The sequence below is a fragment of the Micromonospora craterilacus genome (assembly GCF_003236315.1).
Lineage (GTDB): Bacteria > Actinomycetota > Actinomycetes > Mycobacteriales > Micromonosporaceae > Micromonospora > Micromonospora craterilacus.
On the sequence record NZ_POTY01000048.1, the window covers coordinates 1 to 25,021 of the forward strand.

At 69.3% G+C, this 25,021-nt stretch carries 14 protein-coding genes and 1 pseudogene; 9 read left to right on the forward strand and 6 right to left on the reverse strand.

Annotated features, from left to right (window positions below; translation table 11 throughout):
- The coding region (locus C1I95_RS10480) for a M36 family metallopeptidase (protein ID WP_233513463.1) at positions 1-2,649 on the reverse strand (2,649 nt) is incomplete at its 3' end.
- 422 nt (positions 2,650-3,071) lie between these two features.
- On the opposite strand from C1I95_RS10480, the gene C1I95_RS10485 reads away from it, so the two are divergent.
- Positions 3,072-4,175 carry a M14 family zinc carboxypeptidase gene (locus tag C1I95_RS10485; protein ID WP_199523684.1) on the forward strand — a complete coding sequence of 368 codons (1,104 nt, stop codon included), beginning with the start codon at positions 3,072-3,074 and terminating at the stop codon, positions 4,173-4,175.
- 325 nt (positions 4,176-4,500) lie between these two features.
- Here the strand turns inward: C1I95_RS10485 and C1I95_RS10490 are convergent, their stop codons facing one another.
- The 4 genes from C1I95_RS10490 to C1I95_RS10505 all read right to left on the reverse strand — a co-directional run bounded on the left by C1I95_RS10490 (position 4,501) and on the right by C1I95_RS10505 (position 11,777).
- Positions 4,501-7,263: a M36 family metallopeptidase gene (locus C1I95_RS10490; protein WP_233513464.1), complete on the reverse strand. Its 2,763-nt coding sequence runs from the start codon at positions 7,261-7,263 to the stop codon at positions 4,501-4,503.
- Between the two features lie 159 nt (positions 7,264-7,422).
- Positions 7,423-10,245, reverse strand: coding sequence for a M36 family metallopeptidase (locus C1I95_RS10495; RefSeq protein WP_233513465.1), 2,823 nt, complete (start codon positions 10,243-10,245; stop codon positions 7,423-7,425).
- Positions 10,246-10,495: 250 nt separating this feature from the next.
- A complete protein-coding gene (locus C1I95_RS10500) occupies positions 10,496-11,014 on the reverse strand; it encodes a DinB family protein (RefSeq protein WP_111213606.1) in 519 nt (172 codons plus the stop codon).
- A gap of 88 nt (positions 11,015-11,102) precedes the next feature.
- Positions 11,103-11,777 carry a DUF305 domain-containing protein gene (locus C1I95_RS10505; RefSeq protein ID WP_111213607.1) on the reverse strand — a complete coding sequence of 225 codons (675 nt, stop codon included), beginning with the start codon at positions 11,775-11,777 and terminating at the stop codon, positions 11,103-11,105.
- Positions 11,778-12,082: 305 nt separating this feature from the next.
- Between C1I95_RS10505 and C1I95_RS10510 the strand changes: the two are divergent.
- From C1I95_RS10510 to C1I95_RS10535, 6 genes and pseudogenes are all read left to right on the forward strand, one after another.
- Positions 12,083-13,462: pseudogene (locus C1I95_RS10510) on the forward strand (LVIVD repeat-containing protein); the annotation flags it as partial.
- A gap of 526 nt (positions 13,463-13,988) precedes the next feature.
- Positions 13,989-14,570, forward strand: a complete 582-nt coding sequence (locus C1I95_RS10515; protein WP_111213609.1) for a LemA family protein — start codon at positions 13,989-13,991, stop codon at positions 14,568-14,570.
- Positions 14,571-14,586: 16 nt separating this feature from the next.
- Positions 14,587-16,452 carry a DUF2207 family protein gene (locus tag C1I95_RS10520; RefSeq protein WP_111213610.1) on the forward strand — a complete coding sequence of 622 codons (1,866 nt, stop codon included), beginning with the start codon at positions 14,587-14,589 and terminating at the stop codon, positions 16,450-16,452.
- 112 nt (positions 16,453-16,564) lie between these two features.
- Positions 16,565-16,795 (forward strand): preprotein translocase YidC, encoded by a 231-nt coding sequence (locus C1I95_RS10525; protein WP_111213611.1) that lies wholly within the window; start codon positions 16,565-16,567, stop codon positions 16,793-16,795.
- Between the two features lie 89 nt (positions 16,796-16,884).
- Complete coding sequence (locus C1I95_RS10530) at positions 16,885-17,775, forward strand: hypothetical protein (protein WP_111213612.1); 891 nt, start codon at positions 16,885-16,887, stop codon at positions 17,773-17,775.
- A gap of 79 nt (positions 17,776-17,854) precedes the next feature.
- Positions 17,855-18,847: a DUF5937 family protein gene (locus tag C1I95_RS10535; protein ID WP_146605689.1), complete on the forward strand. Its 993-nt coding sequence runs from the start codon at positions 17,855-17,857 to the stop codon at positions 18,845-18,847.
- 4 nt (positions 18,848-18,851) lie between these two features.
- On the opposite strand, the gene C1I95_RS10540 is transcribed toward C1I95_RS10535, so the two are convergent.
- Complete coding sequence (locus C1I95_RS10540) at positions 18,852-19,244, reverse strand: RidA family protein (RefSeq protein ID WP_111213614.1); 393 nt, start codon at positions 19,242-19,244, stop codon at positions 18,852-18,854.
- 307 nt (positions 19,245-19,551) lie between these two features.
- Here C1I95_RS10540 and C1I95_RS10545 point away from each other — a divergent pair, with 307 nt between their 5' ends.
- Both C1I95_RS10545 and C1I95_RS10550 read left to right on the forward strand, forming a co-directional pair.
- Positions 19,552-22,533 carry a family 43 glycosylhydrolase gene (locus C1I95_RS10545; protein ID WP_233513466.1) on the forward strand — a complete coding sequence of 994 codons (2,982 nt, stop codon included), beginning with the start codon at positions 19,552-19,554 and terminating at the stop codon, positions 22,531-22,533.
- 107 nt (positions 22,534-22,640) lie between these two features.
- Positions 22,641-25,013: a family 43 glycosylhydrolase gene (locus C1I95_RS10550; protein WP_325048808.1), complete on the forward strand. Its 2,373-nt coding sequence runs from the start codon at positions 22,641-22,643 to the stop codon at positions 25,011-25,013.
- Positions 25,014-25,021: the final 8 nt, after the last annotated feature.

Here is a 25,021-nt window from a genome sequence, read left to right on the forward strand (position 1 = left end):
GGTGGGGCGCGGCGTGATGGGGCCGGTGGGGTTGACGGTGCGCAGGGTGTCGCAGTCGACGAGGCGGGAGTAGGGCGAGTTCTTGGCGAGGATGTCCAGGCCGCGGTTGGTGGCGAGCTTGAACTTCATCGGTGCGGCGTCACCGGCGGGGAAGGTGTTGAGTGCCGGCTGTGCGGTGCGGCCGATGAAGTCGCTGCGGCAGGACGGGTGGGTGTCGAAGGCTTCGCTGTTGTCGTCGCGGGCGGTGGTGCCCTGGACGGCGCTGTAGCCGAGGCCGCGGCGGGCGAACGAGGCCCACAGGGTGCAGGAGTTCTCGCCGCCGGTGAGGGCGGCGTCGGCGGCGATGATGGCGTTACGGCCGACGACGAAGCCGGGGTTACAGCCCTGCATCTTCAACCCGTCCATGACCAGCTGCATGGAGAGGTTGTTACCGCCGGTGTTCCAGGCGTCGTACACGTTCGGGTTGAGACCGTGCCGGTCGATCAGGTCCCAGGTCATGTCCCACAGGACGGAGGCCCAGCCGTGGCCGATGCCGTGCGGCGCGGCCAGCGAGGTGCCGTTGAGCCAGCCGCCGGTCTTGATGCTGTCGTAGGTGAACGGCTGAAGCTCCATGTTCCGCGAGTAGGGCCGCGGCCGCAGACCGTTGCCGGTGCGGTCCTTCTCGAAGAGGACGTACGGCACCAGGCCGCGCGTGCCGTCGGCCGTGTCGAGCTTCGGGTCGAGCAGCGTGGTGAGCGCGAAGTAGTCGCTCCAGCCCTCACCCATCTGCTCGTTGCCGCCGAGGCAGTTGATCCCGGGGCCACCGGTGAGCCGGAGGGAGATGCCGTGACCATACTCGTGCATGACGATGCCGGCGTCGAGGTCACCATCGCGGATGCCCGGGTGGCTCGGGTGCTTGCGCACCGAGCCGGCAGCCGTACCGGCGGTGATCGCGGCCTTGATGGCGTTGCCGTCGGCCTGGGTGACGGCGACCGCCGGGATGGTGACCGGCGCGGTGGTCATGGCGCCGGTCAGCACCGGAGCGGCACCGGTGGCGTTGTGCGCGACCACCACGGCCTTGGCACCGAGCGACTCGGCGACCTGGGTACGCAGGAGGTAGGTGCAGGCGGTGGTGCCGCCGTCGACCACCGCGATCCAGCCGCCCGACGGCAGCGAACCGGGGTACGCGGAAGCGGCGCAGCCGTTGCCCGCGTACACGAACTGGTGTCCGGGCAGCCCGGCCACGGTCGGCGCCGAGCTGTAGCGCGACCAGGTGGCGTCGAACGAGCCCACGCCGTCGACGACGACCTGGTTCTGGGCGCCGAACTGGTTGCCCGGCCACAGGTACATCTGCATGCGCGGGGTGCCGCCGTCGGCGGCCGGGGTGGAGAAGTTGGCGTTGTTGGTGCCCCCGCCGTCCGCGGCCTCGGCCCGGACGTAGTCGCCGCCGACACCACCACGGCCGTAGTTGTTCGCCTGGAAGTTGCCGGACGCCTCGTCAAAGCCGTATCGGTACGAAACGTCGTGGATGATGTTGTTCCAGTAGAACAGGTTGGCGGTCGCCGCGTCCCGGTAGCTCTGCGGGTTCTCTGACAGGTCCAGCGGGAAGTTGAAGGTCAGGCTCGGTCCGCCGTCCGGGCTGCTGCCGAAGTCCGGCGCGTTGTTGTTGTCCTGGTCCTGGTACGCGTGGACGTTGTTGCCCTGCGTGGTGGTGAACTCGGGACCGGGGACGCCGTTGGTGTCGTGCCAGCCGTACGGCGAGGCGAGCGCGTCCGCCGGGTTGGTCACCACACTGCGGGGGCCGTCGTTCGGGCTCTCGGTCGGGTAACCGTAGACGTTGTAGCTCGATCCATCCTGGACCGGCTCGCGCGTGCCGAGGCCGGCGGCGCCGGCCGCCAGCGTACGGTCCGACGTGTGGCCCAGGGTGTGGGACAGCTCGTCCCCCTCGTGCTGGCTGGTCCAGTCGTCGGCGTTGAGCAGCTCGCCGGTCTCCGCGTCCACCGTGGCGTTCCACAGGTGGGCGTCGGAGGAGTCGTCGATCACCAGCTGCCACGCCAGGCGCAGCCCGTCCTCGGTCGGCTGCCAACCCAGCTTCGCCGGGATCGGCTCGTCCGAGATGCCGCTGCCGGAGACCACGGTCTTCTGCGCCGCGCCACCGGCGCGGCTCATCACCCGGGAGTTCTTCGGCGCGTCCAGGTCCAGCCCGTCGGCTGCGGCCTCGACCGCGTCGACGGCGTCGAGGTCGGGGGTGCCGGTGTTGCCGGCGAGGCCGGAGACGAGGCTGTCGCCGACGAAGATGACGCTGCCGTCCTTGGCGATGTTGACGGTGGCGGCCGCGCCGAAGATTTCCAGGTTCTCGTGGCGTTGGGCGAGGTTGACGTGGGTGACGCCGTTGTGCCGGCTGGTGTAGCTGGACAGCACGCTGAGGTCACCGAGGTCGCTGGCGGTCACGCCGTGCTCGGTGGGGTTGCCGCGCAGGTAGCGGACGGCGATCGCTTCGGGGGAGCCCTCGTTCGGGCCGGTCAGGAAAATCGGGTTCGGCTTGGCGGGCTCGTCCGGCGTGGCCATTGCGGGCTTCGCGACGAGCGACGTCATGGACGCGACGAGGGTCGTGGACAGCAGCAACGCGGCGTTGCGGCGGCCACGAGATCGACGGGGTTGTAGGGGCACCGCTGCTCCTTCGGGGGTTGAAAAGACAGCATGAAGCGCCGATCCACCACCGCCGGAGCGGTCCGTCGCGGGTTGTCCGCAACGCCCCACCCCTGGCGATCACGGCCCGTAATCAAGGCCGTGCGAAGTGAATCGCATCGACGCTACGGTGCACCTCACCGATGGTCATCCGACTAGTGTTCAAATATTTCGATTGCTGGCTCCTACGCCTGTCGGTAGCCCGGTAAATGTGGGCTGAGCTGCGGAAAAACGATTCATGATCTATTGCTGACGGTCTGGAACTGTGCTTAGGGTGGCGGAGCGCGGAAGATCCAACTCGTCTACTCTGGAGCTGAGTCGTGCGTCGATCTATGCCAACAAGTCGGGTCAAGCGTCACCTCGCGGTCGCAGCCGCGGCACTCATGGGTCTCCCGGGTGCGGCGGTGGCACTCACCGGTCCGGCAGCCGCAAACCCCCTCGAGTCGCACTGCGGAAACGAGACCGGTAACAAGTCGATCGAGGGCTTCATCAGCCATGAGGATCTCCGGAAGAGCCTCAAGTCGATCGAGCAGTCGAGCAACGGCACGGTCAGCGTCAACGTGGCCGGCTACTCGAACCAGGGCCGCGAGATCTGGACGGCTCGGGTCGGCGAGGGTGACACCGTCGTCCTGATCCAGAGCCAGATCCACGGCAACGAGATGCACGGCACGGCTGCCCTGCTGGACGCCCTGCGTACGCTCGGCAACAACTCGCAGCGGTCCAGAGAGATCCGCAAGGCGGTCACCATCGTCGCCGTGCCGAAGCTCAACCCGGACGGTGGCGAGCTGGACACCCGGCAGAACGCCCGCACCTGGAGCGATGTCGTCGCTGACTTCCCGCAGCTCGCTGGTGCCCGGACCGCCTGGAACTACAACACCCGGACCGGCGGGTTCGACGTGAACCGCGACTTCAACCCCAACCTCGACTACGTCCCGCAGTCGGCTGACTTCCCGGGCAACAGCGCCTCCGTCGGCTGGTACATCACGCCGGAGGCGCAGACCGCCCGCGACGTGTACCGCTCGCTGGAGCAGGAGTTCGGGACCGTCGACGTCTTCGCCGACCTGCACAACCAGGCGGCCTGCTACACCGGCGTGGGGATGGACGACTTCACCACCCTGTCGATCTCCGGGCGCTTCATCACGAACCCCGCCCAGCACGGCAACTGGCCCAAGTTCGACTACGACCAGTCGCGCCGGGTCAACGTCGCCGTGTACGACGCCCTCCAGTCCGGCAACTCGCCGCAGAGCAAGGTGACGCTGTACCCGCAGAACACGAACCTGCCCGGCACCGCGCTGGGCTCGTTCGCCCTCCGGGGCAGCGCGACGATCCTGTTCGAGACGCGTGGACAGACCCAGTCCTGGGGTCAGAAGCAGCACGGCATGCTCACCAAGCAGGTCGAGAACGGTCTCTTCGGGATCATCAACTCGATCACCGACGGGACGCTGGACAACATCGACCCCGAGCGGTACGAGCTCATCCCCGAGCGGATGAACGTCCCGCGTAGCTGACATCTCCGGTAACCACCGTCGCCCCGGCCGTCAGGCCGGGGCGACGGCTTTTGCCGTCCCTTCACGACACCGGTATCCGCGGTGCGGGTGACCGGCGGTTCCCGCCTCCGGTCGGGCCGACCTCCGCCGTGCCGGTCCGCCGTTAGGGCCTCGCCGCGCTCCCGCCGGGCGTCGACACACGCACAGGCGGGGCAGCGGCGCGTCCCAACAGCTCCGACCTGCCGGCGCCGGGATGAACCGCAGCTATGAGGAATCAGGAAAGGGCCCGGGGGGAGCGCTCCGAACGGAACGCTCCCCCCGGGCTTCTACCGTGGGTGTTCGGGGTTTACGGGTTGAACTTGAAGTAGGTGCGGTACTGGAATCCGTTGTCGAGGGTCAGCACGAACTCGCGGCAGGTGCCGGCCCAGCTCGGGTCGGTCTTCCACACGTAGTTGTACTGGCCGTTGGCGCTGGCCGACAGCTTCGAGTTGCCCGGGCTGATCGCCGCCACCGGGGTGGGGCGCGGGGTGATCGGGCCGTCCGGGTTGACGGTCCGCAGGGTGTCGCAGTCGACCAGGCGGGAGTACGGCGAGTTGCTGGCGAGGATGTCCAGGCCGCGGTTGGTGGCCAGCTTGAACTTCATCGGCGCGGCGTCACCGGCGGTGAAGGCGTTCAGACCCGGCTGTGCGGTACGGCCGATGAAGTCGCCGCGGCAGGACGGGTGGGTGTCGAACGCCTCGGTGTTGTCATTGCGGTTGGTGGTGCCCTGGACGGCGCTGTAGCCGAGACCGCGGCGGGCGAAGGAGGCCCACAGGGTGCAGGAGTTCTCGCCGCCGGTGAGGGCGGCGTCGGCGGCGATGATGGCATTGCGGCCGGTGACGAAGCCGGGGCCGCAGCCCTGCATCTTCAACCCGTCCATGACCAGCTGCATCGCGAGGTTGTTACCGCCGGTGTTCCACGACTCGTACACCTTGGGGTTGAATCCGTGCCGCTCGACGAGATCCCAGGCCATGTCCCACAGCACCGCCGCCCAGCCGTGGCCGATGCCGTGCGGCGCGGCCAGCGACGTGCCGTTCAGCCAGCCACCGGTCTTGATGCTGTCGTAGGTGAACGGCTGGAGCTCCATGTTCCGGGAGTACGGCCGCGGCCGGAAACCGTCACCCACCCGGCTGTCCTGGAACAGTGCGTACTGCCCGTAACCGCGCGGGGTTTCCGGGCCGTCGATCGCCGGGTTGAGCAGCGCGGCGATCGCGAGGAAGTCGCTCCAGCCCTCACCCATCTGCTCGTCACCGGTGAGGCAGTTGACCCCCGGGCCACCGGTCAACCGGAGGGAGACCCCGTGGCCGTACTCGTGGAAGATCGTCTCCGCACGGAACGAGGCGTCCCGCATGGCCGGCCGGTCCAAATTGCGGTGCACCCGTCCGGACGACGGCAGCGCCGCCTTGATGCTGTTGCCGTCGGCCTGGCTCACCATCACGGCGGGGATGCCGACGGGCGGGCTCATGGATCCAGCCATCACCGCCGGGGCGCCCGCGACGTTGTTGACCACCACGACTGCGGCGGCGCCGGCCTGCTCGGCGTTGGTCACCTGGGTGTAGAAGTTGCAGGAACTGGTGCGGTCCACCACCGCGATCGCACCACTGGGCAGGCTGTACGCGGTGCAGCCGTCGCCGGTCGCTCCCACGCCGTCGTTGACCAGCACGACGTCGCCGCCGAAACCGGCACTCGTCGGCGCGGGCGTGAACCGCGCGTACTCCGCCTGGTACGTGGCGGCGGCGGAGCCCGAGCCGATCGTCACCGCGTTCGGCAGGCCGAACTGGTTGCCCGGCCAGAGGAACATCTGCATCCGCGGCCGGCCGCCGTCCGCGGCAGGGGTGGAGAAGTTGGCGTTGTTCTGGCCGGAGCCGTCATGCGCCTCGCACAGCACGTCGTCGCCGCCGGTACCGCCACGACCGTAGTTGTTGACCTGGAAGTTGCCCGACGGCTCGTCGAAGCCGTACCGGTAGGTGATGTCGTGGACGATGTTGCACCAGTAGAACTGGTTCACCACCGCGGCCTGGGCGTAGGTCTGCGGGTGTTCGTTGAGGTCGGCCGGGAAGTTGAAGGTGAGGCTGGGCCCGCCGTCGGCCGGACTGTCCGGGTCGACCTGGTTGTTGGCGTCCCGGTCGGTGTAGGCGTACGCGTTGTTGCCTCGGGTGATGGTGTACTCGGCACCCGGGACGCCGTCGGTGTCGTGCCAGCCGTACGGCGAGGCGAGCCCGTCCGCCGGGTTGGTCACCACCGTCTGCGGCCCCTCGTTCGGGTCGTTCTTCGGGAACTCGTAGACCAGGTAGCTCGACCCGTCGTCGACCGGGTTCGGCGAGCTGACCTGCGGGGTGGCGACGGTCTGGGTGGCGACGGCCGAGGTCTGCTGTTCCGGCCGGCCCAGCGTGCTGGCCAGGTCCGCCGGGCTGTCGTGGCTGGTCCAGTCGTCGGCGTCGAGCATCTCGCCGGTTTCGGCGTCGATGGTGGCGTTCCAGAGGTGGGCGTCGGTGGAGTCGTCGATCACGAGCTGCCACGCCAGGCGGAGCCCGTCGTCGGTGGGTTGCCAGCCGAGCTTGGCGGGAATCGGCTCGTCGGAGATGCCGCTGCCGGAGACGACGGTGCGCTGGGCGGCGCCGCCGGCGCGGCTCATGACCCGGGAGTTCTTCGGGGCGGCCAGGTCGAGGGCGTCGGCCGCCGCCTCCACCGCGTCGACGGCGTCGAGGTCGGGGGTGTTGGGGGTGTTGCCGGGAAGGCCGGTGACGAGGGTGTCGCCGACGAAGATGACGCTGCCGTCCTTGGCGATGTTGACGGTCGCGGTGGCGCCGAAGATTTCCAGGTTTTCGTGGCGTTGGGCGAGGTTGACGTGGGTGACGCCGTTGTGGCGGCTGGTGTAGCTGGACAGCACGCTGAGGTCACCGAGGTCGGCGGTGGTCACGCCGTGCTCGGTGGGGTTGCCGCGCAGGTAGCGGACGGCGATCGCTTCGGGGGAGCCCTCGTTCGGGCCGGTCAGGAAGACCGGGTTCGACGCGCCACCGTCCTCCGGAGCAGCCGAGGCAGGGTTCGAGGTCAGCGACGTCAGGGACACGACGAGAGTCGTGGACAGCAGCAATGCGGCACTGCGGCGACCACGGGATCTCCGGGGGGATGAAGGCACAGGTGTTCCCTTCGTTGGGAAAGACGGAGGGAGCGTTCCGTTGTGCGGAACGCTCCCTCCCTGGGCTCTACCTTGGATCGGGGCTAGGGGTCAGCCGATGAACTTGAAGTAGCTGCGGTACTGGAATCCGTTGTCGAGGGTCAGGACGAACTCGCGGCAGGTGCCGGCCCAGCTGGGGTCGGTCTTCCAGACGTAGTTGTACTGGCCGTTGGCGCTGACCGACATCTTGGAGTTGCCGGGGTTGACCGCTGCCACCGGAGTGGGCCGCGGCGTGATCGGGCCGCTGGGGTTGACGGTGCGCAGGGTGTCGCAGTCGACCAGGCGGGAGTACGGCGAGTTGCTGGCGAGGATGTCCAGGCCGCGGTTGGTGGCGAGCTTGAACTTCATCGGTGCGGCGTCACCGGCGGGGAACGTGTTGAGTGCCGGCTGGGCGGTGCGGCCGATGAAGTCGCTGCGGCAGGACGGGTGGGTGTCGAACGCCTCGGTGTTGTCGTCGCGGGCGGTGGTGCCCTGGACGGCGCTGTAGCCGAGACCGCGGCGGGCGAACGAGGCCCACAGGGTGCAGGAGTTCTCGCCACCGGTCAACGCCGCGTCGGCGGCGATGATCGCGTTGCGGCCGGTGACGAAGCCCGGGCCACAACCCTGCAGCTTCAACCCGTCCGTCACCAACTGGAGAGAAAGGTTGTTACCGCCGGTGCTCCACGAGTCGTACACGTTCGGGTTGAACCCGTGCCGGTCGATCAGGTCCCAGGTCACGTCCCACAGGACGGAGGCCCAGCCGTGGCCGATGCCGTGCGGCGCGGCCAGCGAGGTGCCGTTCAGCCAGCCACCGGTCTTAATGCTGTCGTAGGTGAACGGCTGGGTCTCCATGTTCCGGGAGTACGGCCGCGGCCGGATGCCGGCACCGCTCCGGTCGTCCTGGAAGAGGGCGTACGGGCCCATGCCGCGCACCCCGTCGGCCGTGTCGAACTTGGGGTCGAGCAGCATGGTGAGCGCGTAGTAGTCGCTCCAGCCCTCACCCATCTGCTCGTTGCCGCTCAGGCAGTTGATGCCGGGGCCACCGGTGAGCCGGTTGGAGATGCCGTGACCGTACTCGTGGATGACGATGCCGGCGTCGAAGTCGCCGTCCCGGATGCCGGGGTGGCTCGGGTGCTTGCGCACCGAACCGGTGACGTCGCCGGCGGCGATCGCGGCCTTGATGGCGTTGCCGTCGGCCTGGGTCACCGCCACCGCCGGGATGGCGACCGGCGCGGTGGTCATGGCGCCGGTCAGCACCGGAGCGGCACCGGTGGCGTTGTGCGCGACCACCACGGCCTTGGCGCCGAGCGACTGGGCGACCTGGGCGCGCTGCAGGTAGGTGCAGGCGACGGTGCCGCCGTCGACCACGCTGATCCAGTTACCACCCGGCAGCGTGCTCGGGTAGGTCGCCGCGGTGCAGCCGGTGCCGCCGTACACGAACCCGTGCCCGGGCAGGCCGGCGACCGAGGGTGCCGGGCTGAACCGCGACCAGGTCGCGTCGAACGAGCCCACGCCGTCGACCACGATCTGGTTCTGGGCGCCGAACTGGTTGCCCGGCCACAGGTACATCTGCATGCGCGGGGTGCCGCCGTCGGCGGCGGGGGTGGAGAAGTTGGCGTTGTTGGTGCCGCCGCCGTCCGCGGCCTCGGCCCGGACGTAGTCGCCGCCGACGCCGCCCCGACCGTAGTTGTTCATCTGGAAGTTGCCGGACGCCTCGTCGAATCCGTACTGGTACGTGACGTCGTGGATGATGTTGTTCCAGTAGAACAGGTTGGCGGTCGCCGCGTCCCGGTAGCTCTGCGCGTGCTCCGCCAGATCCATCGGGAAGTTGAAGGTCAGGCTCGGCCCGCCGTCCGGGCTGCTACCGAAGTCCGGCGCGTTGTTGTTGTCCTGGTCCTGGTACGCGTGGACGTTGTTGCCCTGGGTCGTGGTGAACTCGGCACCCGGGGCACCGTTGGTGTCGTGCCAGCCGTACGGCGAGGCGAGCGCGTCCGCCGGGTTGGTCACGATGGTGCGCGGGCCGTCGTTCGGGCTCTCGGCCGGGCCGGCGTACACGTTGTAGCTCGAGCCATCCTGCACCGGGTTATGCGAGTGGAATGCCTCGGCGTTGAGCGTCGTGGCCCGCCCTGGCGCCATCCGGTCCAGGTTGTCGGAGAGCTCGTCGGCATCGTGGTGGACGGTCCAGTCGTCGGCGTTGAGCAACTCGCCGGTCTCGGCGTCCACCGTGGCGTTCCACAGGTGGGCGTCGGAGGAGTCGTCGATCACCAACTGCCAGGCCAGACGAAGCCCGTCCTCGGTCGGCTGCCAGCCGAGCTTGGCGGGAATCGGCTCGTCGGAGATCCCGCTGCCGGAGACCACGGTCTTCTGCGCCGCGCCACCGGCCCGGCTCATCACCCGCGAGTTCTTCGGCGCGGCCAGATCCAGCGCGTCGGCCGCTGCCTCCACCGCCTCGACCGCGTCCAAGGAGGCTGCGCCGGACCCGTTCTTCGACAGGCCAGACTCCAGCGTGTCACCGACGAAGATGACACTGCCGTCCTTGGCGATGTTCACCGTGGCCGTGGCCCCGAACACCTCCAAGTTCTCGTGGCGTTGGGCCAGGTTGACATGGGTGACGCCGTTGTGCCGGCTGGTGTACTTCGACAAGATGGCGAGGTCACTGAGGTCGCCGGCGGTCACGCCGTACTGGACCGGGTTCGCCCGCAGGTAGTTGATGGCGATGTTGTCCGGGGCGCCTTCGTTCGGGCCGGTGAGGAAGATCGGGTTCGACTTACCCGCTGCCTCCTCCGGCGCGGCCGAGGCGGGCGTGGGTAGCGAGGTCAGAGAGACGACGAGGGTCGTGGACAACAGCAACGCGGCGTTGCGTCGGCCACGAGATGAACGGGGATGCAGGTGCACCGCTGCTCCTTCGGGGGTTGGAAGGCATGAGCGCCAATTCACCACCGCCGGTGCGGTCCCGCCACGGGTTGTCCGCAACGCTCCGCCCCAGCAGTCACGGTCCGTAATTAAGACCGTGCGAAGTGAATCGCCTCGACGCTACGGTGCAGCTCAGGGCCGGGTCATCCGACTAGTGTTTAAATATCTACATCGATGACTCCTACGTCTGTCGCGCCGGCCCGCCGGGCCGATCCGGGTCGGCGCGGCGCGGTCAGCCCATCGATTTGGCGCCGTCGATGGCCTCTCTGATGATGTCGGCGTGGCCGGCGTGTTGAGAGGTCTCGGCGATGACGTGCAGCAGCACCCGACGTGCGGACCAGCGGGCGCCCGGCTCGAACCAGGGCGCCTCGGGCAGCGGCTGGCTGGCGTCCAGGTCCGGCAGGGTGTGGACGAGATCGTCGGTGCGGCTGGCGACCTCGTCGTACGCCGCGAGCACGCCGGCCAGGGTGTCGCCCGGCAGCATCCGGAACGACTCGGCGTGGCGCGCGTAGGCCGCCGGATCGGCGGGCGGTTGCATCGCCGCGGGACCGTCCAGGATGAAGTCCACCCAGGCCCGTTCGGTGTCCGCGACGTGCTTGATCAGCCCGCCGATGCACAGCTCGCTCACGGTGCTCCGCTGGCCGGCCTGTTCGTCGGTCAGATTCCGGGCCGTGTTGCGAAGGAAGAAGCGGTGTAGCTGCAACGACTGCAGCAGGTCGACCCGCTCGGGAGTCAGCGTCGTCTCGGCCATGGCAGCCCTTTCGTCGGCGTCAGCCGGACGCTATCGGCTGCCACCGACACTTGAGGACCGCCGGGCCGGTGGACAGCCGAGGCAGGAGCTACTTGCCGTTCGCCAGCACCTGGCGCATCCGGTTGATCTCGACGTTCTGCTCCACGATGACGCTGGTGGAGAACTCGTTGATGATGGGGTCGACGCCGAGCGCCTGCGCCTCGCCCGCCATGTCGATCGCGCCCTGGTGGTGCTCGGTCATCATCTTGACGAACATCCGGTCGAACTCGGCGCCGCGGGCGTCGGTGAGACGGTTCAGCGCCTCCGCCGACTGCATGCCGCCCATGGTGTGCTCGTGGCTGCCGCCGGAGTTCCGGTTCAGGCCCCGGTCCGCCAGCCAGCCCTCCAGCACCTTGATCTCCGGCTCCTGGGCCGCCAGGATCCGGTCGGCGATGAGCTTGAGCTGCGCGTTCTCTCCGCGGTCCGGCACCAGCTTGGCCATCACGAGCGCCTGCTCGTGGTGCGGGATCATCATCGTGACGAACCGGATGTCGGCGTTGTTGTGCGACGGGCGCGGCATCGGCGGCACCTCGTTCGCTGGGACGGACGTCGCCGACTCGCCCGGACGCCCGGGCATCAGCACCGGCGCGGTGGCGTCCGGCAGACCGGGCAGGTCGAGCTCCGGCGGGGCGGCCGTCGCCGCCGGCTTCGGGGCGTTGTCGGGCCACCAGACAAACACCGCCGTCCCAGCGACCAGCACCGCGACCACGGCCAACTCGATCAATACGATCGTCCGCGACTGCCGGGAAAACGCCCGGATCCACTCACCTAGCACAACTCGACTCCTGCCGTACGTCCGAGGTTGGCCGGGATGTTAGCGCGGCTCGGTTGCGTGTCGAATGGATCATGGGCAGTGAAAAGGTGGCATTGGGCCCTGCCTGCGGCTATTCGTGCCGCCGCGATACAGCGGGTGTTGCTGAACCGTGATCACAAGCAGTTCCCATGTGTGATCCATGTCACAATATTTGAGTGGCAGATCAGGTTATCGTCCCGCTACCCCTGCTCACGCACAACGAAGGGTGTTCCTACATGTTCAAACCAACCCCACGAGGGAGCCGCAGGCTGGCTGTCAGCCTGGCCGCCACAGGCGCCCTGCTCCTCGGGGCCGTCGGGGCGGCGTCGCCCGTCAGCGCAGCCGCGAACACCATTCCGGCCGTTGACGAGATCGTCAGCAGCTCCAACCTCCAGCAGATCGCCAACGTTCCGAAGTTCGGCGGGTTCGCCAGCGAGTCGGCGTACAACTCTGACCTGGCCTTCCAGGGCAACTACGTCTTCGCCGGCAACTACAACGGCTTCAACGTCTTCGACGTCAGCGACCCCACCTCCCCGCAGGTGGTCAGCCAGGTCGTCTGCGTCGGCGCTCAGGGTGACCCGGCTGTCTTCGGTGACCTGCTGTTCCTCGCTGTCGACTCGCCGCGGAGCGACGACTCGTGCAGCAGTGGCAGCGGCTCCGTGAACAACGCCGCCCACTGGGAGGGCGTCCGGATCTTCGACATCAGCGACAAGGCGAACCCGCGCTACATCAAGTCGGTTCGTACCGACTGCGGTTCGCACACCCTGACGCTGGTGCCGAGCAAGGACGACAAGAGCGTCTACGTCTACGTCCAGTCGTACAGCCCGTCGAACAACGCGGCCTACTGCAAGCCGCCGCACGACAAGATCTCGATCATCGACGTGCCGCTGGCCAACCCGACCAGCGCTTCCGTGGTGGCCACTCCGGTTCTGTTCCCGGGCGGCGGTAACACCAACACCAGCGGTTGCCACGACATCACCGTCTACCCGGAGCTGGACCTGGCTGCCGGCGCCTGCATGGGTGACGGCGTGCTGATGGACATCTCCAACCCGGTGAACCCGGTGATTCTGAGCGAGGTCCGGGACACGAACTTCGCGTTCTGGCACTCGGCCACGTTCAACAACGCCGGCACCAAGGTGATGTTCACCGACGAGCTCGGCGGCGGCGGCGCGGCGATCTGCACCGCCAACTACCGGACCAACCAGGGCGCGAACGCGTTCTACGACATCGTCGGCACCGGTGCCGACCGTCGGCTGGTCTTCGCGAGCTACTTCAAGATCCCGCGGCTGAACAGCACCACCGAGAACTGCGTTGCCCACAACGGCTCGCTGATCCCGGCGATGGGCCGCGACATCATGGTCCAGGCGTGGTACCAGGGCGGTGTCTCGGTGATCGACTTCACCGACTCGGCCAACCCGGTCGAGATCGCCTACTGGGAGCGGGGCCCGCTCTCGGACACCCGCCTCGTGCTGGGTGGGGCCTGGTCGACGTACTACCACAACGGGTACATCTACTCGAACGACATCCAGAAGGGTCTGGACGTCCTAAAGCTGGACGACCCGCTGACCAACAACGCCCGGGCGATCGCCTTCGCTGAGCTGAACGTGCAGACGCAGCCCAGCTACCCGGCCTGCACCACCGTCCTGCGCGGTAAGCAGAACGGCAGCCTGACCGTCAAGAACGGCGTCACCTGCTTCGACGGGGTGACCCAGAACGGTGCGATCAAGGTCAACCCGGGTGCCGGTCTGATCGTGTTCAACTCGAACCTGAACGGTTCGGTCCACGCCTCCGGCGCCTCCGTGGTGTCGATCGTGGAGAGCAAGGTCAACGGCTCGGTGGACGCCATCGGCGCCACCGTCCGGGACAGCCAGGTCACCGGTTCGGTGCGGATCAGCTGATCCACGGCCGATCAACGGCAGGTGCGGACGAGAGCTGATCGCACCCGCCAACGGCACAGAGCTCCGGCCCGGCGGTTTCCGCCGGGCCGGAGCCCTTTCCACGATCGGGACTCCCCAGCGCCACCGCCCCGGTCGCCTGCCAGCCGATCGCCCGATTGCGCCGGTGTGGTCACGGTCCTCATGCTCGTGCCAGCCGGGAAGCTCGCCCGCGCGTCAGAACGAAGATCCAGTGCGGGGGTCACAGATGGGCAGAGGCGTCATCCTGAGCGCCGTCGGCGGGCTGTTCTGCCTGCTGGTGGTGGTCGTGGTCGGCTGGGCGCTGGTCGCCTACAACCGCCTGGTCCGCCAGCGTAACCAGGTGCAGGCGTCCTGGGCGCAGATCGACGTCCAGCTCAAGCGCCGGTACGACCTGATCCCCAACCTGGTGGAGACGGTCAAGGGCTACGCGGCGCACGAGCGCGTCACGCTGGAGGCCGTGGTCGCCGCCCGCACCGGCGCGATCGCCGCCGCCGGAACACCCGGCGTGGCCGACCGTGCGGACGCCGAGAACATCCTCACCCAGGCGCTCGGCCGGCTCTTCGCGCTGGCCGAGGCGTACCCGGACCTCAAGGCCAACCAGAACTTCGCGGCCCTGCAACGCGAGCTGGCGAACACCGAGGACAAGATCGCGTACGCGCGGCAGTTCTACAACAGCGCCGTCCAGACGTTCAACACCAGCGTGCAGTCCATTCCCACCAACCTCATCGCCGGCCTCGGCGGGTTCCGGGCGATGGACTTCTTCGAGGCCCTGGACGGCGAACGCGCCTCCGTCCAGGTCCGCTTCTGACCGGGCGAGTGCACTGATGGACCCGCGCCTGCTTCTCGACCTGGCGGTGAGCGTCGCGGCGCTCGCCGGCTGGTTCGTGGTCTACGGCCTCGTCCGGCTGTCCACCCGGCCGGCCAGTCCGACGCCCGCGCCGGCCACCATGGAACTCGGGGCCGAGCCGCCCGCCCTGGTCAGCCTGCTGGTCAACCGCTGGGCGGTCACCGAGGACGCGGCCGAGTCGACGCTGCTCGACCTCGCCGCCCGGGGCTTCATCGAGCTACGCCAGCCGGGCAACGACCCGATGCAGACCACCCTGCACCTGCCGACGACGCCACCCGACGACGGCGGGCTGCGGCCGTACGAGCGCCGGGTGCTCGACCGGGTGCGCGGGCTCGCGGTGCACGGCGTGCTGCCGCTGACCGCGCTGACCTTCCGCGATCAGGCGCAGGCCAAGGCGTGGAACAAGCGGCTGCGGGCGCAGGTCGTCGCGGACGCCCGGGCGGCCGGGCTGTCCCGACGGCGCTTCGGCCCGGCGGTGACCACCCTGCTGGGTGCCGCCGCGTTGGTCGCCGCGGTCGGGGTCGGCCTGGCCGCCTTCCACTACGGCACCTGGCATCCGGAGGACGACAATCCTGGTCTCGGCGCGGGTTTCGTCACCTTCGCCGTGCTCAGCACCATCGCCGGGGTGTCGCCCGGCGAACGCGACACGGTCCTCGGCCGTCAGGTGGCGGCGCGATGGCTCGGTGTCCGGGACTGGCTGCGTGGGCACGAGCAGTTCGACGAGCTGCCGCCGGCCTCGGTGGCGATCTGGGACCGGTACCTGGGTTACGGTGCCGCGGTCGGTGCCACCCGCCTGGCCAGCGCCGTCCTCGACCTCGGCATGGGCGACCGGAGCCTGGTCTGGTCGTCGTTCGGCGGCACCTGGCACCGGGTGCGGGTACGCTACCCGCGGTTCTTTGCGCGCTACGGTCAGACGCTACCGAAACTGCTGCTCCGCGCGGCGATCAGCATCGTGGTCGGCGCCTTCCTGCTGAAGATCTTCGGCGGCTCCTTTGACCTCGTACCGTCCACGACCGATCAGGCATCGCGGATATTCACCTTCGTGGCCGACGGCATCGTCGTCCTGGCGTTGCTGGCGCTGGTCTCCGGCGGCTACACGGCGGTGCGCGGCGTCGCGGACCTCGTCACCGAGCGCACCATCACCGGCGAGGTGCTGTGGGTGGAGGTGTGGCGCTCGACCTCGCAGGGGGAGAACCAGCCGGCCCGGCCCTGGCTGCACTACCTGGCGGTGGACGACGGCACCGGGGACCGCACCACCGCCTGGGGCCTGCCCAGCCAGTGGGCCGGCGGCTGCCACGACGGGGACACCGTGACGGTCCGGGTGCGGCCCTGGAGCCGTCGGGTGGTCAGCATGTCGGTTGTCGGGCACGGCCGCTCGCGACGGTTGGTCGAGCCGGCCCTGGCCGGCGGAACCGATGACCTGCCGATGACGGGACGCGGCGGGCAGGCCGGGTCGGTCGAGCCGGCGGCGCTGTTCACCGTGGCCGAGGTCGGGCAGGCACTGGGCCTGCCGGTGCGGGCCCCCGAACGACTCGATCTGCCGGGTCCGCTGGCCGGTGCCCAGTTCCGCGCGGTCGGCGACGGCCGGCCCGTGCTGAACGTCCAGGCGGTGGGCGGGACGGCGGGACGGTGGCTCTGGCGGCTCAACTCCCAGGGGCAGCCGCTGCCCGGCATCGGCGACGGGGCGTACGCGGCCGGCGAGCGAGCCGTGCTGCGGGTCGGCGACAGTATCATGCTGGTGACGGTCCTCGGTGACGCGCGTGGTCGGGCCGCCTACCTGCCGTGGCTGCTGGCCCAGGCCGCCGCTCGGGCGTCGGCCGGGCACGAAGGGGCGACCACCTGATCGGGGCGGCCGACCCAGCCGCCCGGTGACCCTGATCCGCCGCGCCCACGTTTCGCCAGTTTGTCCCGGGGTAGCCATCGCCGACCGGAGACGGCACCGACGGGAGGCGACCGTGGGCTTCAGAACGCGGCAGGGGGAGCAGCCGATCGATCCGGAACACGCCGAGGACGATGCCGGCCAGGCCCGCCTGGTCCAGGTCGAGGCGGACACCGAGGTCCCGACGGAGACCGGCGTACGGCCGGATCTGGTCACCGAGGACGACGGGTCGGGCGTGGCTGGTGGGGCGTCGGGCAGCAGCGGAGGAGGCTCCAGCATGCCCGGACACCCCGACGCGTCCCGCTGACCGCCGCCAGACCCGGCGCGCCGTCGCTCCTCGCAAACTGACCCGTGCGGAGGCGGGAACGCTGAGACCTCCGTCCGCGTCCGATCGGCATGAGTATTCGTCGAAGCGGGCGGCTGGCGGTCGTTCCGTTGCTGTTGCTGGCCTCCACCGCCTGCGCACAGCAGAGTGGTGCCATCGGTGCGGGGGGAGACTCCGGTTCGCCGGAGGTGTCGTACTCCGCGGAGACCGTGGTGTTCCGGATGGACTACACCGGCGGGTTCACGACGCCAGCGATGCTGGCCACCCGCCTTCCCACCATCAGTGTCTACGGCGACGGGCGGGTATTCACCCAGGGGCCCGTCACCCTGATCTATCCCGGCCCGGCGCTGCCCAACCTCCAGGTCGGCACGGTCAGTGCCGCCGCGGTGGAGAACCTGATCTCGCTGGCCCGGGCGGCCGGCGTGGGCAGCACGATCGACCTCGGCACACCGCCGGTGGCCGACGTGCCGTCGACCCGGTTCACCGTGCTCGGCCAGCAGGGGGTCGAACAGATGGAGGTCAACGCCCTCGCCGAGGCGGGCGGCGCCGAGTCTGGCCTGACCGCCGAGCAGCGGGCGGCCCGGGACAAGCTGCGGGCGTTCGCGGAGTCGTTGACCAGTACGTCGGGCCCGCTCGCCGGAGCGGTGGATTCGGGCACCCAGGCGTACACGCCGACCTCCGTCGCGGCGGTGGCCGAGTCGTGGGTCGCCGGCGGCGAGGCCGGCGAGCAGCCCGAGATGGCCTGGCCGGGGCCGGAGCTGCCGGGCGGCAGCGAACTCGGCAAGGATCTCGGGCTGGGCTGCGTGACGGTCACCGGCGACGCGCTGCCGAAGCTGCTCGCGGCCGCCGCGAACGCCAGCGCGGCGACCCCGTGGACCTCGGGGGGCAAGCGCTGGACGGTCACCCTGCGGCCGCTGCTGCCCGACGAGACGGACTGCAGCGACCTCGCGAACAACCGCTGATCCCGACTCGCGCGGCCGGGTCACCGACCCGGCCGCACCGGGAGGACGCGGGAGCCCACCCGGACCTATCGTGGTCCGGGTGCCGCGCTTGGTCTTCTCCGGCCTGGATGTGGGCCGGATCCGCTTCGCCATCATGCCCTTCCAGGAAGTGCTGAAGGCCGCACGCGGCCTGGGGCTACGTCATCCGCCGCCGGGGCTGGCCGGGTGGCGGCACAGCGTGCGACCGCTGCTTCCGGCCGCCGCGCGACCGGTGCTGGCGCTCTGCGGCGCGCATCCTCGACACCTGCCGGACTTCCTGACGCCGCAGCCACCGGCGCGGCCGTGGTCCTTCGAGGACGAACTCTCCGCCGCGCTCGACGACCCGGCCGCGCCGGTCATGGCGGACACGGTCGCCTTCGCCGACGTGCTGCGCAGCACCGTGCCAGTCGTCGACGACCTGATCCAGCACCCCGATGAGGGGCGGCGGATCCTCGAGCGGTCGTTCGTGGCGCTGCACCGCGCCGTGCTCGCGGCCGACTGGCCCAGGATGCAGGCACAGTTGGCAGCCGATGTCTCGTACCGGGCGCGGCTGGCCGCCCGGCACGGCGTCGCGGCCATGCTCGACACGCTGTGCCCGCAGTTCGTGCGATGGCGGTACCCGTACCTGGAGTTCGCCGGACCGCCGGCGGCGGATCACGCGCTGGACGGACGGGGCCTGGTGCTGGTGCCGAGCATGTTTCTCACCGACGGCGTGCACCGACAACTCAATGATCGGCAGCAGCCGATGCTGTTCTATCCGGCGCGCACCGCGGCGGAGTTCTGGCGCGACGGCGCGCGCTTCGCCGGGCCGGACGGCCGGCTGGCGGGACCGCTCGGCGTGCATCGTGCGGTGTTGCTGCGGACCCTGGCGGCTCGACCCGGCCTCGGCACCGGGGAGGTCGCCGCGGCGCTGGGCGTCGCGCCGTCGACGGCATCGGCGCACGTGGCGAGGCTGCGTCGGGACGGTCTGGTGATGACGGTGCGGTCGGCCCGCAATGCTCGGCACGAGCTGACGCCGCTGGGCTGGCAACTGCTTGACGCCAACATCGCGTAGATCCTCAGTCTACCGCGATCGCCTCGATCTCCAGCAGCCATTCCTCGGTGTAGATGTCGGTGATGACGATGGTCAGCGCGGGAATGTGATCGCCGAGGATCTCCTGGCGGATGCGGCCGTTGGCCTCCCGGTGGCTGCGGTCGGAGAGGTAGACCGTGACCTTGGCGAGGTTCCGGACGCCCATGCCCGCCTCGGCCAGGACCGCGAGCAGGTTCCGCCACGTCAGGCGGCACTGGGAGTCGAAATCCGGTGGGACCACACCCTGCTCCGCCCACGGCACCTGGCCGCTCACGAACACCGTTCGACGGGCGCCGGAGACGAGGGTGCCGTGGGTATACGTACCACCACCGTCCGGCAGGATCGGCGGGTCGAGCGGCTGGATCTGCGAGGTCTGCATGGCGCGGAAGGTAGCCGTACCGGCTAACCGGATCCGAACGTTTCGCCGGAACGCCGAATCGTCGCCGGCGCCTGACGCAACCGACCGTTGCCGTCGGGGCCTCTGGATTGAGAGCGTTCACAACGCCGGACGAAACGATTTAGCGGATGTTTCGGGCATATTTCATCGAGGGTCTTGACGGGCGTGTGTTAACGCTAACAACATGGGGCTCCGGTAACACTCGCGTTTGGAGCCCACCATGCAAGTGTCCGTGCCCCGGTCCGCCTCCGATCCCCGCCCCGCGTCCAGAGTGCTCAGTGTCGGCCATGTGTTCGTGGCCGTTGCCGCCGCGCTGAAGCGCCTCGGCACCGCGGTCACCCCCAACCCGCCCGGCCGGCTGCGCCGGATCTCGCTCGCCACGGTCGGTGCGCTCCTCTGCACCGGCCTCGTCGTCCCCGGTGGGGTGGCACAGGCCGCCGACGGGTGGTCGCCACGGTCGGCGTACACGTCGACCGACCGGGGTGACGGCACGTACACCGTGCCGCTCCTTCGCTCCGACGTGCCGGACATCAGCGTCGAGCGGGTACCGGCCGCCGAGAACGACGAGGGCCGGGACGTCTACTACATGATCAGCACGACGATGCACCTGAGCCCGGGTGCGCCGATCATGAAGTCGTACGACCTCGTGAACTGGGAGATCGTCAACTACGTGTTCGACCGGGCGAGCATCGGAGACTCGTTCTCGCTGCGCAACGGACAGAACTCCTACGGCCAGGGCCAGTGGGCGTCGTCGCTGCGTTACCACGACGGCATGTACTACGTCGCCTTCAACACCAACAACCTCTCCGGCGCGTACATCTACCGGACCGACGACATCGAGAACGGCGCGTGGCAACGTACCGCCCTCGGTCGCGGTCTGCACGATCCGTCGCTCTTCTTCGACCTCGACGGCACGCCGTACATCTTCTACGGCAACGGGAACATCAGCGCGGTGCGGCTCAACGCCGACCTGACCGCCATCGTGCAGGACTACCCGAACGTCTTCACCGCGAACAACTACGCCGGCCAGCCGTTCATCGGCGGCCTGTTCGAGGGCGCCCAGTTCTACTACATCGACGGCTGGTACTACGCGGTCATCATCACCTGGCCGTCGGGGCAGGGGCGGCAGGTCGTCATGCTCCGCTCGCCGGAACTGCTCGGCCGCTACACCTCGGCGGGCGGCGTGAACACCTACGAGGCGCGCGGAGTGCTCAACTCCAACGGCTTCGCGCAGGGCAGCCTGGTGCCGATCTCGGGTGCGGACGGCGAGACCGACTGGTACGGCATGTTCTTCCGGGACACCTTCCCGATCGGGCGCATCCCGGCGCTCATCCCCGCCACCTGGCAGGACGGGTGGCCGACCTTCGGCAACAACGGGGTCGTGCCGGTGGACGGCGGGTTCGACAAGCCGATCCGGCTCACCCCGGCCGAGGATCTGTTCGAACGGCAGAAGGGCATCGTCACCTCGGACGACTTCGCCAACGACGCGCCGCACAAGGCCTACCAGGACGAGCAGTGGACGATCCCGGCGCCGCCCGACATCGACGAGTCGCTCATCGGCGTCGAACTGCTGGCCAACCCCGGATTCGAGGCCGGCGCGGTCGCGCCTTGGGCTGCGCAGTTCGGTGCGACGCTCGCGCTGGACTCGACCGACCCGGCCTCCGGATCGGCGGCGCTGAAGGTGAGCGACCGCACGCTCAACGGCTCCGGACCGAACCAGTTCCTGAACGGGAAGATGCAGCACGCCGTCACCTACACCGTGTCGGCGAAGATCAAGTACACCTCCGGGCCGAGCAGCGTGCGGTTCAACCTCGCCGCGGACTGGGGCTCGGGCGTGCAGGTGATGACGTTCGGCAACGTGCCGGTCGGGCAGTGGACGACCGTCACGGGGCAGTACACGGTGCCGGCGACGGCGAACCTGAACAACTTCAAGTTCGCCGTGGAGACGCCGTGGGCCAACCCGCAGCCCCCCTCGTCCAGCGTGGAGTACCTGATCGACGACGTCTCGATCGTCGGGCAGCCCTCCACCATCGAGTACCCGACCGAGGCGGAGATCGCCCCCAACGGGTCGCGGCTGGACATGGCGTGGGAGTGGAACCATGCCCCGGACAACCGGTACTGGTCGCTCACCGACCGCGACGGGTGGCTGCGGTTGACGACCGGCAAGGTGGTGACCGGCAACTACGTCTACACGAAGCTGGCCAACCGGGCCGAGCTGGCCTGGTTCGAGGAAGCCCGCAACACGCTGTCGCAGCGTACGTTCGGGCCGCGGCAGTCGGTCGAGACCAGGATCGACATCTCCGGCATGCGCAACGGCGACGTCGCCGGCCTGGCCGCGTACAACCGCGGCTTCTCGTACGCAGCCATCAAGCGCTCCGGCGGCGCGAACACCCTGGGCGTGGTCAACCGGGGGCAGCCGTTCGCGGTCGACCTCAACCAGTCGACGCTGGAGAACTTCCTGCCCGGCACGACGGTGTCGTTGGGGACCGCGACCGAGGTCTACCTGAAGGCGGATCTCGACTTCGCCTCGCCGGTCGGCCAGTTGTGGACGACGTTCCACTACAGCCTCGACGGGCTGACCTGGACCCAGTTGGGCAACCGCGTCGGCCCGCAGACCCTGGACGGCAGCCTCGCGCACTTCATGGGGCACCGGGTCGGCCTGTTCAACTACGCCACGCAGCAGACCGGCGGCCATGTCGACTTCGACTACTACCTGCTCAGCGACACCCTGACCGGACAGGGCCGGCCGCTGGACACGAGCGACCTCGACGCGGCCATCGGGTACGCGGGCACGCTCGACGAAGCCGACTACCCGGCCGACGCGTGGGCTGCGATGCGGACCGCGCTCACCGCCGCTACGGCGGCGCGGGCCGGTGAGTTCGGCACCCAGAACCAGATCGACGCGCCGGAGCGGGCACTCAGCTACCAGCTGGCCCGACTCGGTGTGCTCCGGGCCGACGCGCCCGAGTTGCCCGTCACGGTGAGCGTGCAGGCCCGATGCCTGGCCGGCAAGGCGTACGTGGCGGTGCAGGCGCGTAACGACCATGACGCGCCGGTGGACATCGCCCTGGCGACCGCGTACGGCGAGCGGTCGGTGGCGAACGTCGCGCCGGGCGGCAACGCGTACCAGTCGTTCGCCACCCGGGCGGCCTCGGTGCCGGCGGGTTCGGCGACGGTCCGGGCCACCGGGTCCATCAACGGTGCGGACGTCACGAGCGTCTTCACCGCCGAACACCCCGCCATCGACTGCGGGCCGCGGCAAGTCCAGTAGTCCCACGAAACCCCCGGATCCACCACCGATCAAGGAGGATGTCAGTGGTAAATCGATTCCGAAGGGCGACCCGCCGACGGGCCGTCGCGATCGCAACGGCCGGCACCATGCTGGCCGCATGGTTCGCCGTCCCGGCGGCGCCCGTCCAGGCGGCCGACACGAATCTCATCGTCAACGGTGGATTCGAGGAGGGCCTTGGCAGCTGGTTCGTGAACAACGGCAACGCGACCGACAGCGCCACGCTGTCGGTCACGACGGACGCCTACTCCGGATCGAGTGCCGTGCTCGTCACGAACCGGGCGACCACCGGATCGGGTCCGATGCAGGACCTCAGCGGCAAGGTGCAGGCCGGGCAGACCTATGCCCTCACGGCCAGGATCAAGTACGAGAACCCGAACTCGCCCGCGACGAAGCAGTTTTTCGCCACCATGCACTACGGCGGGGGCACCTACACCAACCTGGTCAGCGTGACGGCGACGAGGGGCCAGTGGGCGCAGTTCAACGGGCAGTTCACCATCCCGGCCACGCAGAGTGTGTCGACCGCGCGCCTCTTCTTCGAGACGCCGTGGACGAGTAACCCCTCCTCGGACCCGAACGTCCACCTCATGGACTTCAAGCTCGACGACGTCTCGGTGGTCGGTGCCGCGCCGCCCCCGACGCCGTCGAAGACCATCGAGGTCGTCGGCAAGCTGCCGGGAGAGCACAACCCGTTGATCGGGCACAAGTTCGGTGCGGACGGGTTCGGCTTCACGCACGACGGCCGGGTGTACCTGTACCTGACCAACGACACTCAGGGCTACGCGCCCAACCCGACCACCGGCGTCTCGCCGAGCATCAACTACGGCAACATCAACCAGATCACGCTGATCTCCTCGACCGACCTCGTCAACTGGACCGACCACGGCGAGATCCAGGTCGCGGGCCCGAACGGCGTGGCGCCGTTCACCGGCAACTCGTGGGCACCCGGCATGGCCAAGAAGGTCGTGAACGGCCAGGAGAAGTTCTTCCTCTACTACGCCAACGGCGGCGGCTCCAGCAACGTGATCACGGGTGCGTCACCGCTCGGCCCGTGGACCAGCGAGCGCACCAGCACGCTTATCGACGGCCGCACGCCCGGTGCCGAGGCCGTCGCGTGGAAGTTCGACCCCGCTCCGCTGGTGGACGACGACGGCGAGGCGTACCTCTACTTCGGTGGCGGTCCCGCGGCGACGAGCATGCCGGCGGCCGAGCGCTTCAACAACCCGAAGAACCTCCGCGCGATCAAGCTCGGCAGCGACATGGTGTCGACCGAGGGCACCTCGGCGGTCGTCGACGCCCCGGTGGCCTTCGAAGCGGCCCAGGTGTTCAAGCGCGAGGGCAAGTACTACCTCTCGTACTCGTCGCACTTCGGCGGCAACGACTTCGGCGGCAACCAGACGCCGCTTCCCGGCTACCCCGGCGGCGGCCAGATCGGCTACATGATCTCCGACGACCCGATGTCGTGGCCCAAGGAGACCTACGCCGGCGTGCTCTTCCCGAACCAGTCGCAGTTCTTCGGCGCCGGCACCGGCGGCAACAACCACCAGTCGGTGTTCGAGTACGAGGGCAAGTACTACTTCACCTACCACGCCCCGACGCTGAACAAGCGCATCAACGGAAACACCACCCAGGGCTACCGCAGCCCGCACATCCAGCAGCTGGCCTTCAACCCGGACGGCACCATCCAGCAGGTCGTCGGCACCTACGCCGGCGTCGACCAGGTCCGGAACTTCGACCCGTACCGGGTGTTCGAGGCGGAGACCTTCGGCTGGAGCAAGGGCGTCGCGACCGCGAAGGTCGACGGCGGATCCCCCGAGTTCGGCGGCGCGGCACCGAACCTGGTGGTGCGTGACATCGACAACGGCGACTGGACGGCGCTGTCGTCGGTGGACTTCGGCGACGGTGCCCAGAGCGTGACGGCGAAGGTCCGCCCGCTCGTGGCCGGCGGGAAGATCGAGCTTCGCCTCGGCGGGGCCACCGCGCCGGTGGTCGGGACCATCCCGGTCGACGGCCCGCTCGGCGAGTGGACGGAGCTGACCGCCGAGCTCGACGGCGTCGCCGGCGTGCACGACGTGTACTTCACCTACGCCGGCCCCGGGGGCGTGGACCTGTTCGAGATCGACTCCTGGGCCTTCGAGGCCGGCCAGCCCGAGTTGCCGGTCACGGTGACCGTGCAGGCGCGGTGCATCGGCGGGAAGGCGTACGTCGCGGTGCAGGCGCGCAACGACCACACCGCGGCGGTGGGCATCACGCTGGAGACCGTGTACGGCGAGCGTTCCGTCGCGAACGTCGCGCCGGGTGGGAACGCCTTCCAGCAGTTCGCCACCCGGGCGGGCTCGGTGCCGGTCGGTTCGGCGACCGTCCGGGCCACCGGCTCCATCGACGGCGAGGCCGTGACGACTGTCGTCACCGAGCAGTACTCCGGCGTCGACTGCGCCGCCGATCCCCGTCAAGCCCAGTAACCACGAGT

Bases quoted from the DNA above. Each gene is read 5' to 3' on its own strand.
- C1I95_RS10500 (WP_111213606.1), bottom strand. From the start codon at position 11,014: ATGGCCGAGACGACGCTGACTCCCGAGCGGGTCGACCTGCTGCAGTCG.
- C1I95_RS10515 (WP_111213609.1), top strand. From the start codon at position 13,989: ATGGGCAGAGGCGTCATCCTGAGCGCCGTCGGCGGGCTGTTCTGCCTG.
- C1I95_RS10520 (WP_111213610.1), top strand. From the start codon at position 14,587: ATGGACCCGCGCCTGCTTCTCGACCTGGCGGTGAGCGTCGCGGCGCTC.
- C1I95_RS10530 (WP_111213612.1), top strand. From the start codon at position 16,885: ATGAGTATTCGTCGAAGCGGGCGGCTGGCGGTCGTTCCGTTGCTGTTG.
- C1I95_RS10540 (WP_111213614.1), bottom strand. From the start codon at position 19,244: ATGCAGACCTCGCAGATCCAGCCGCTCGACCCGCCGATCCTGCCGGAC.
- C1I95_RS10550 (WP_325048808.1), top strand. From the start codon at position 22,641: ATGCTGGCCGCATGGTTCGCCGTCCCGGCGGCGCCCGTCCAGGCGGCC.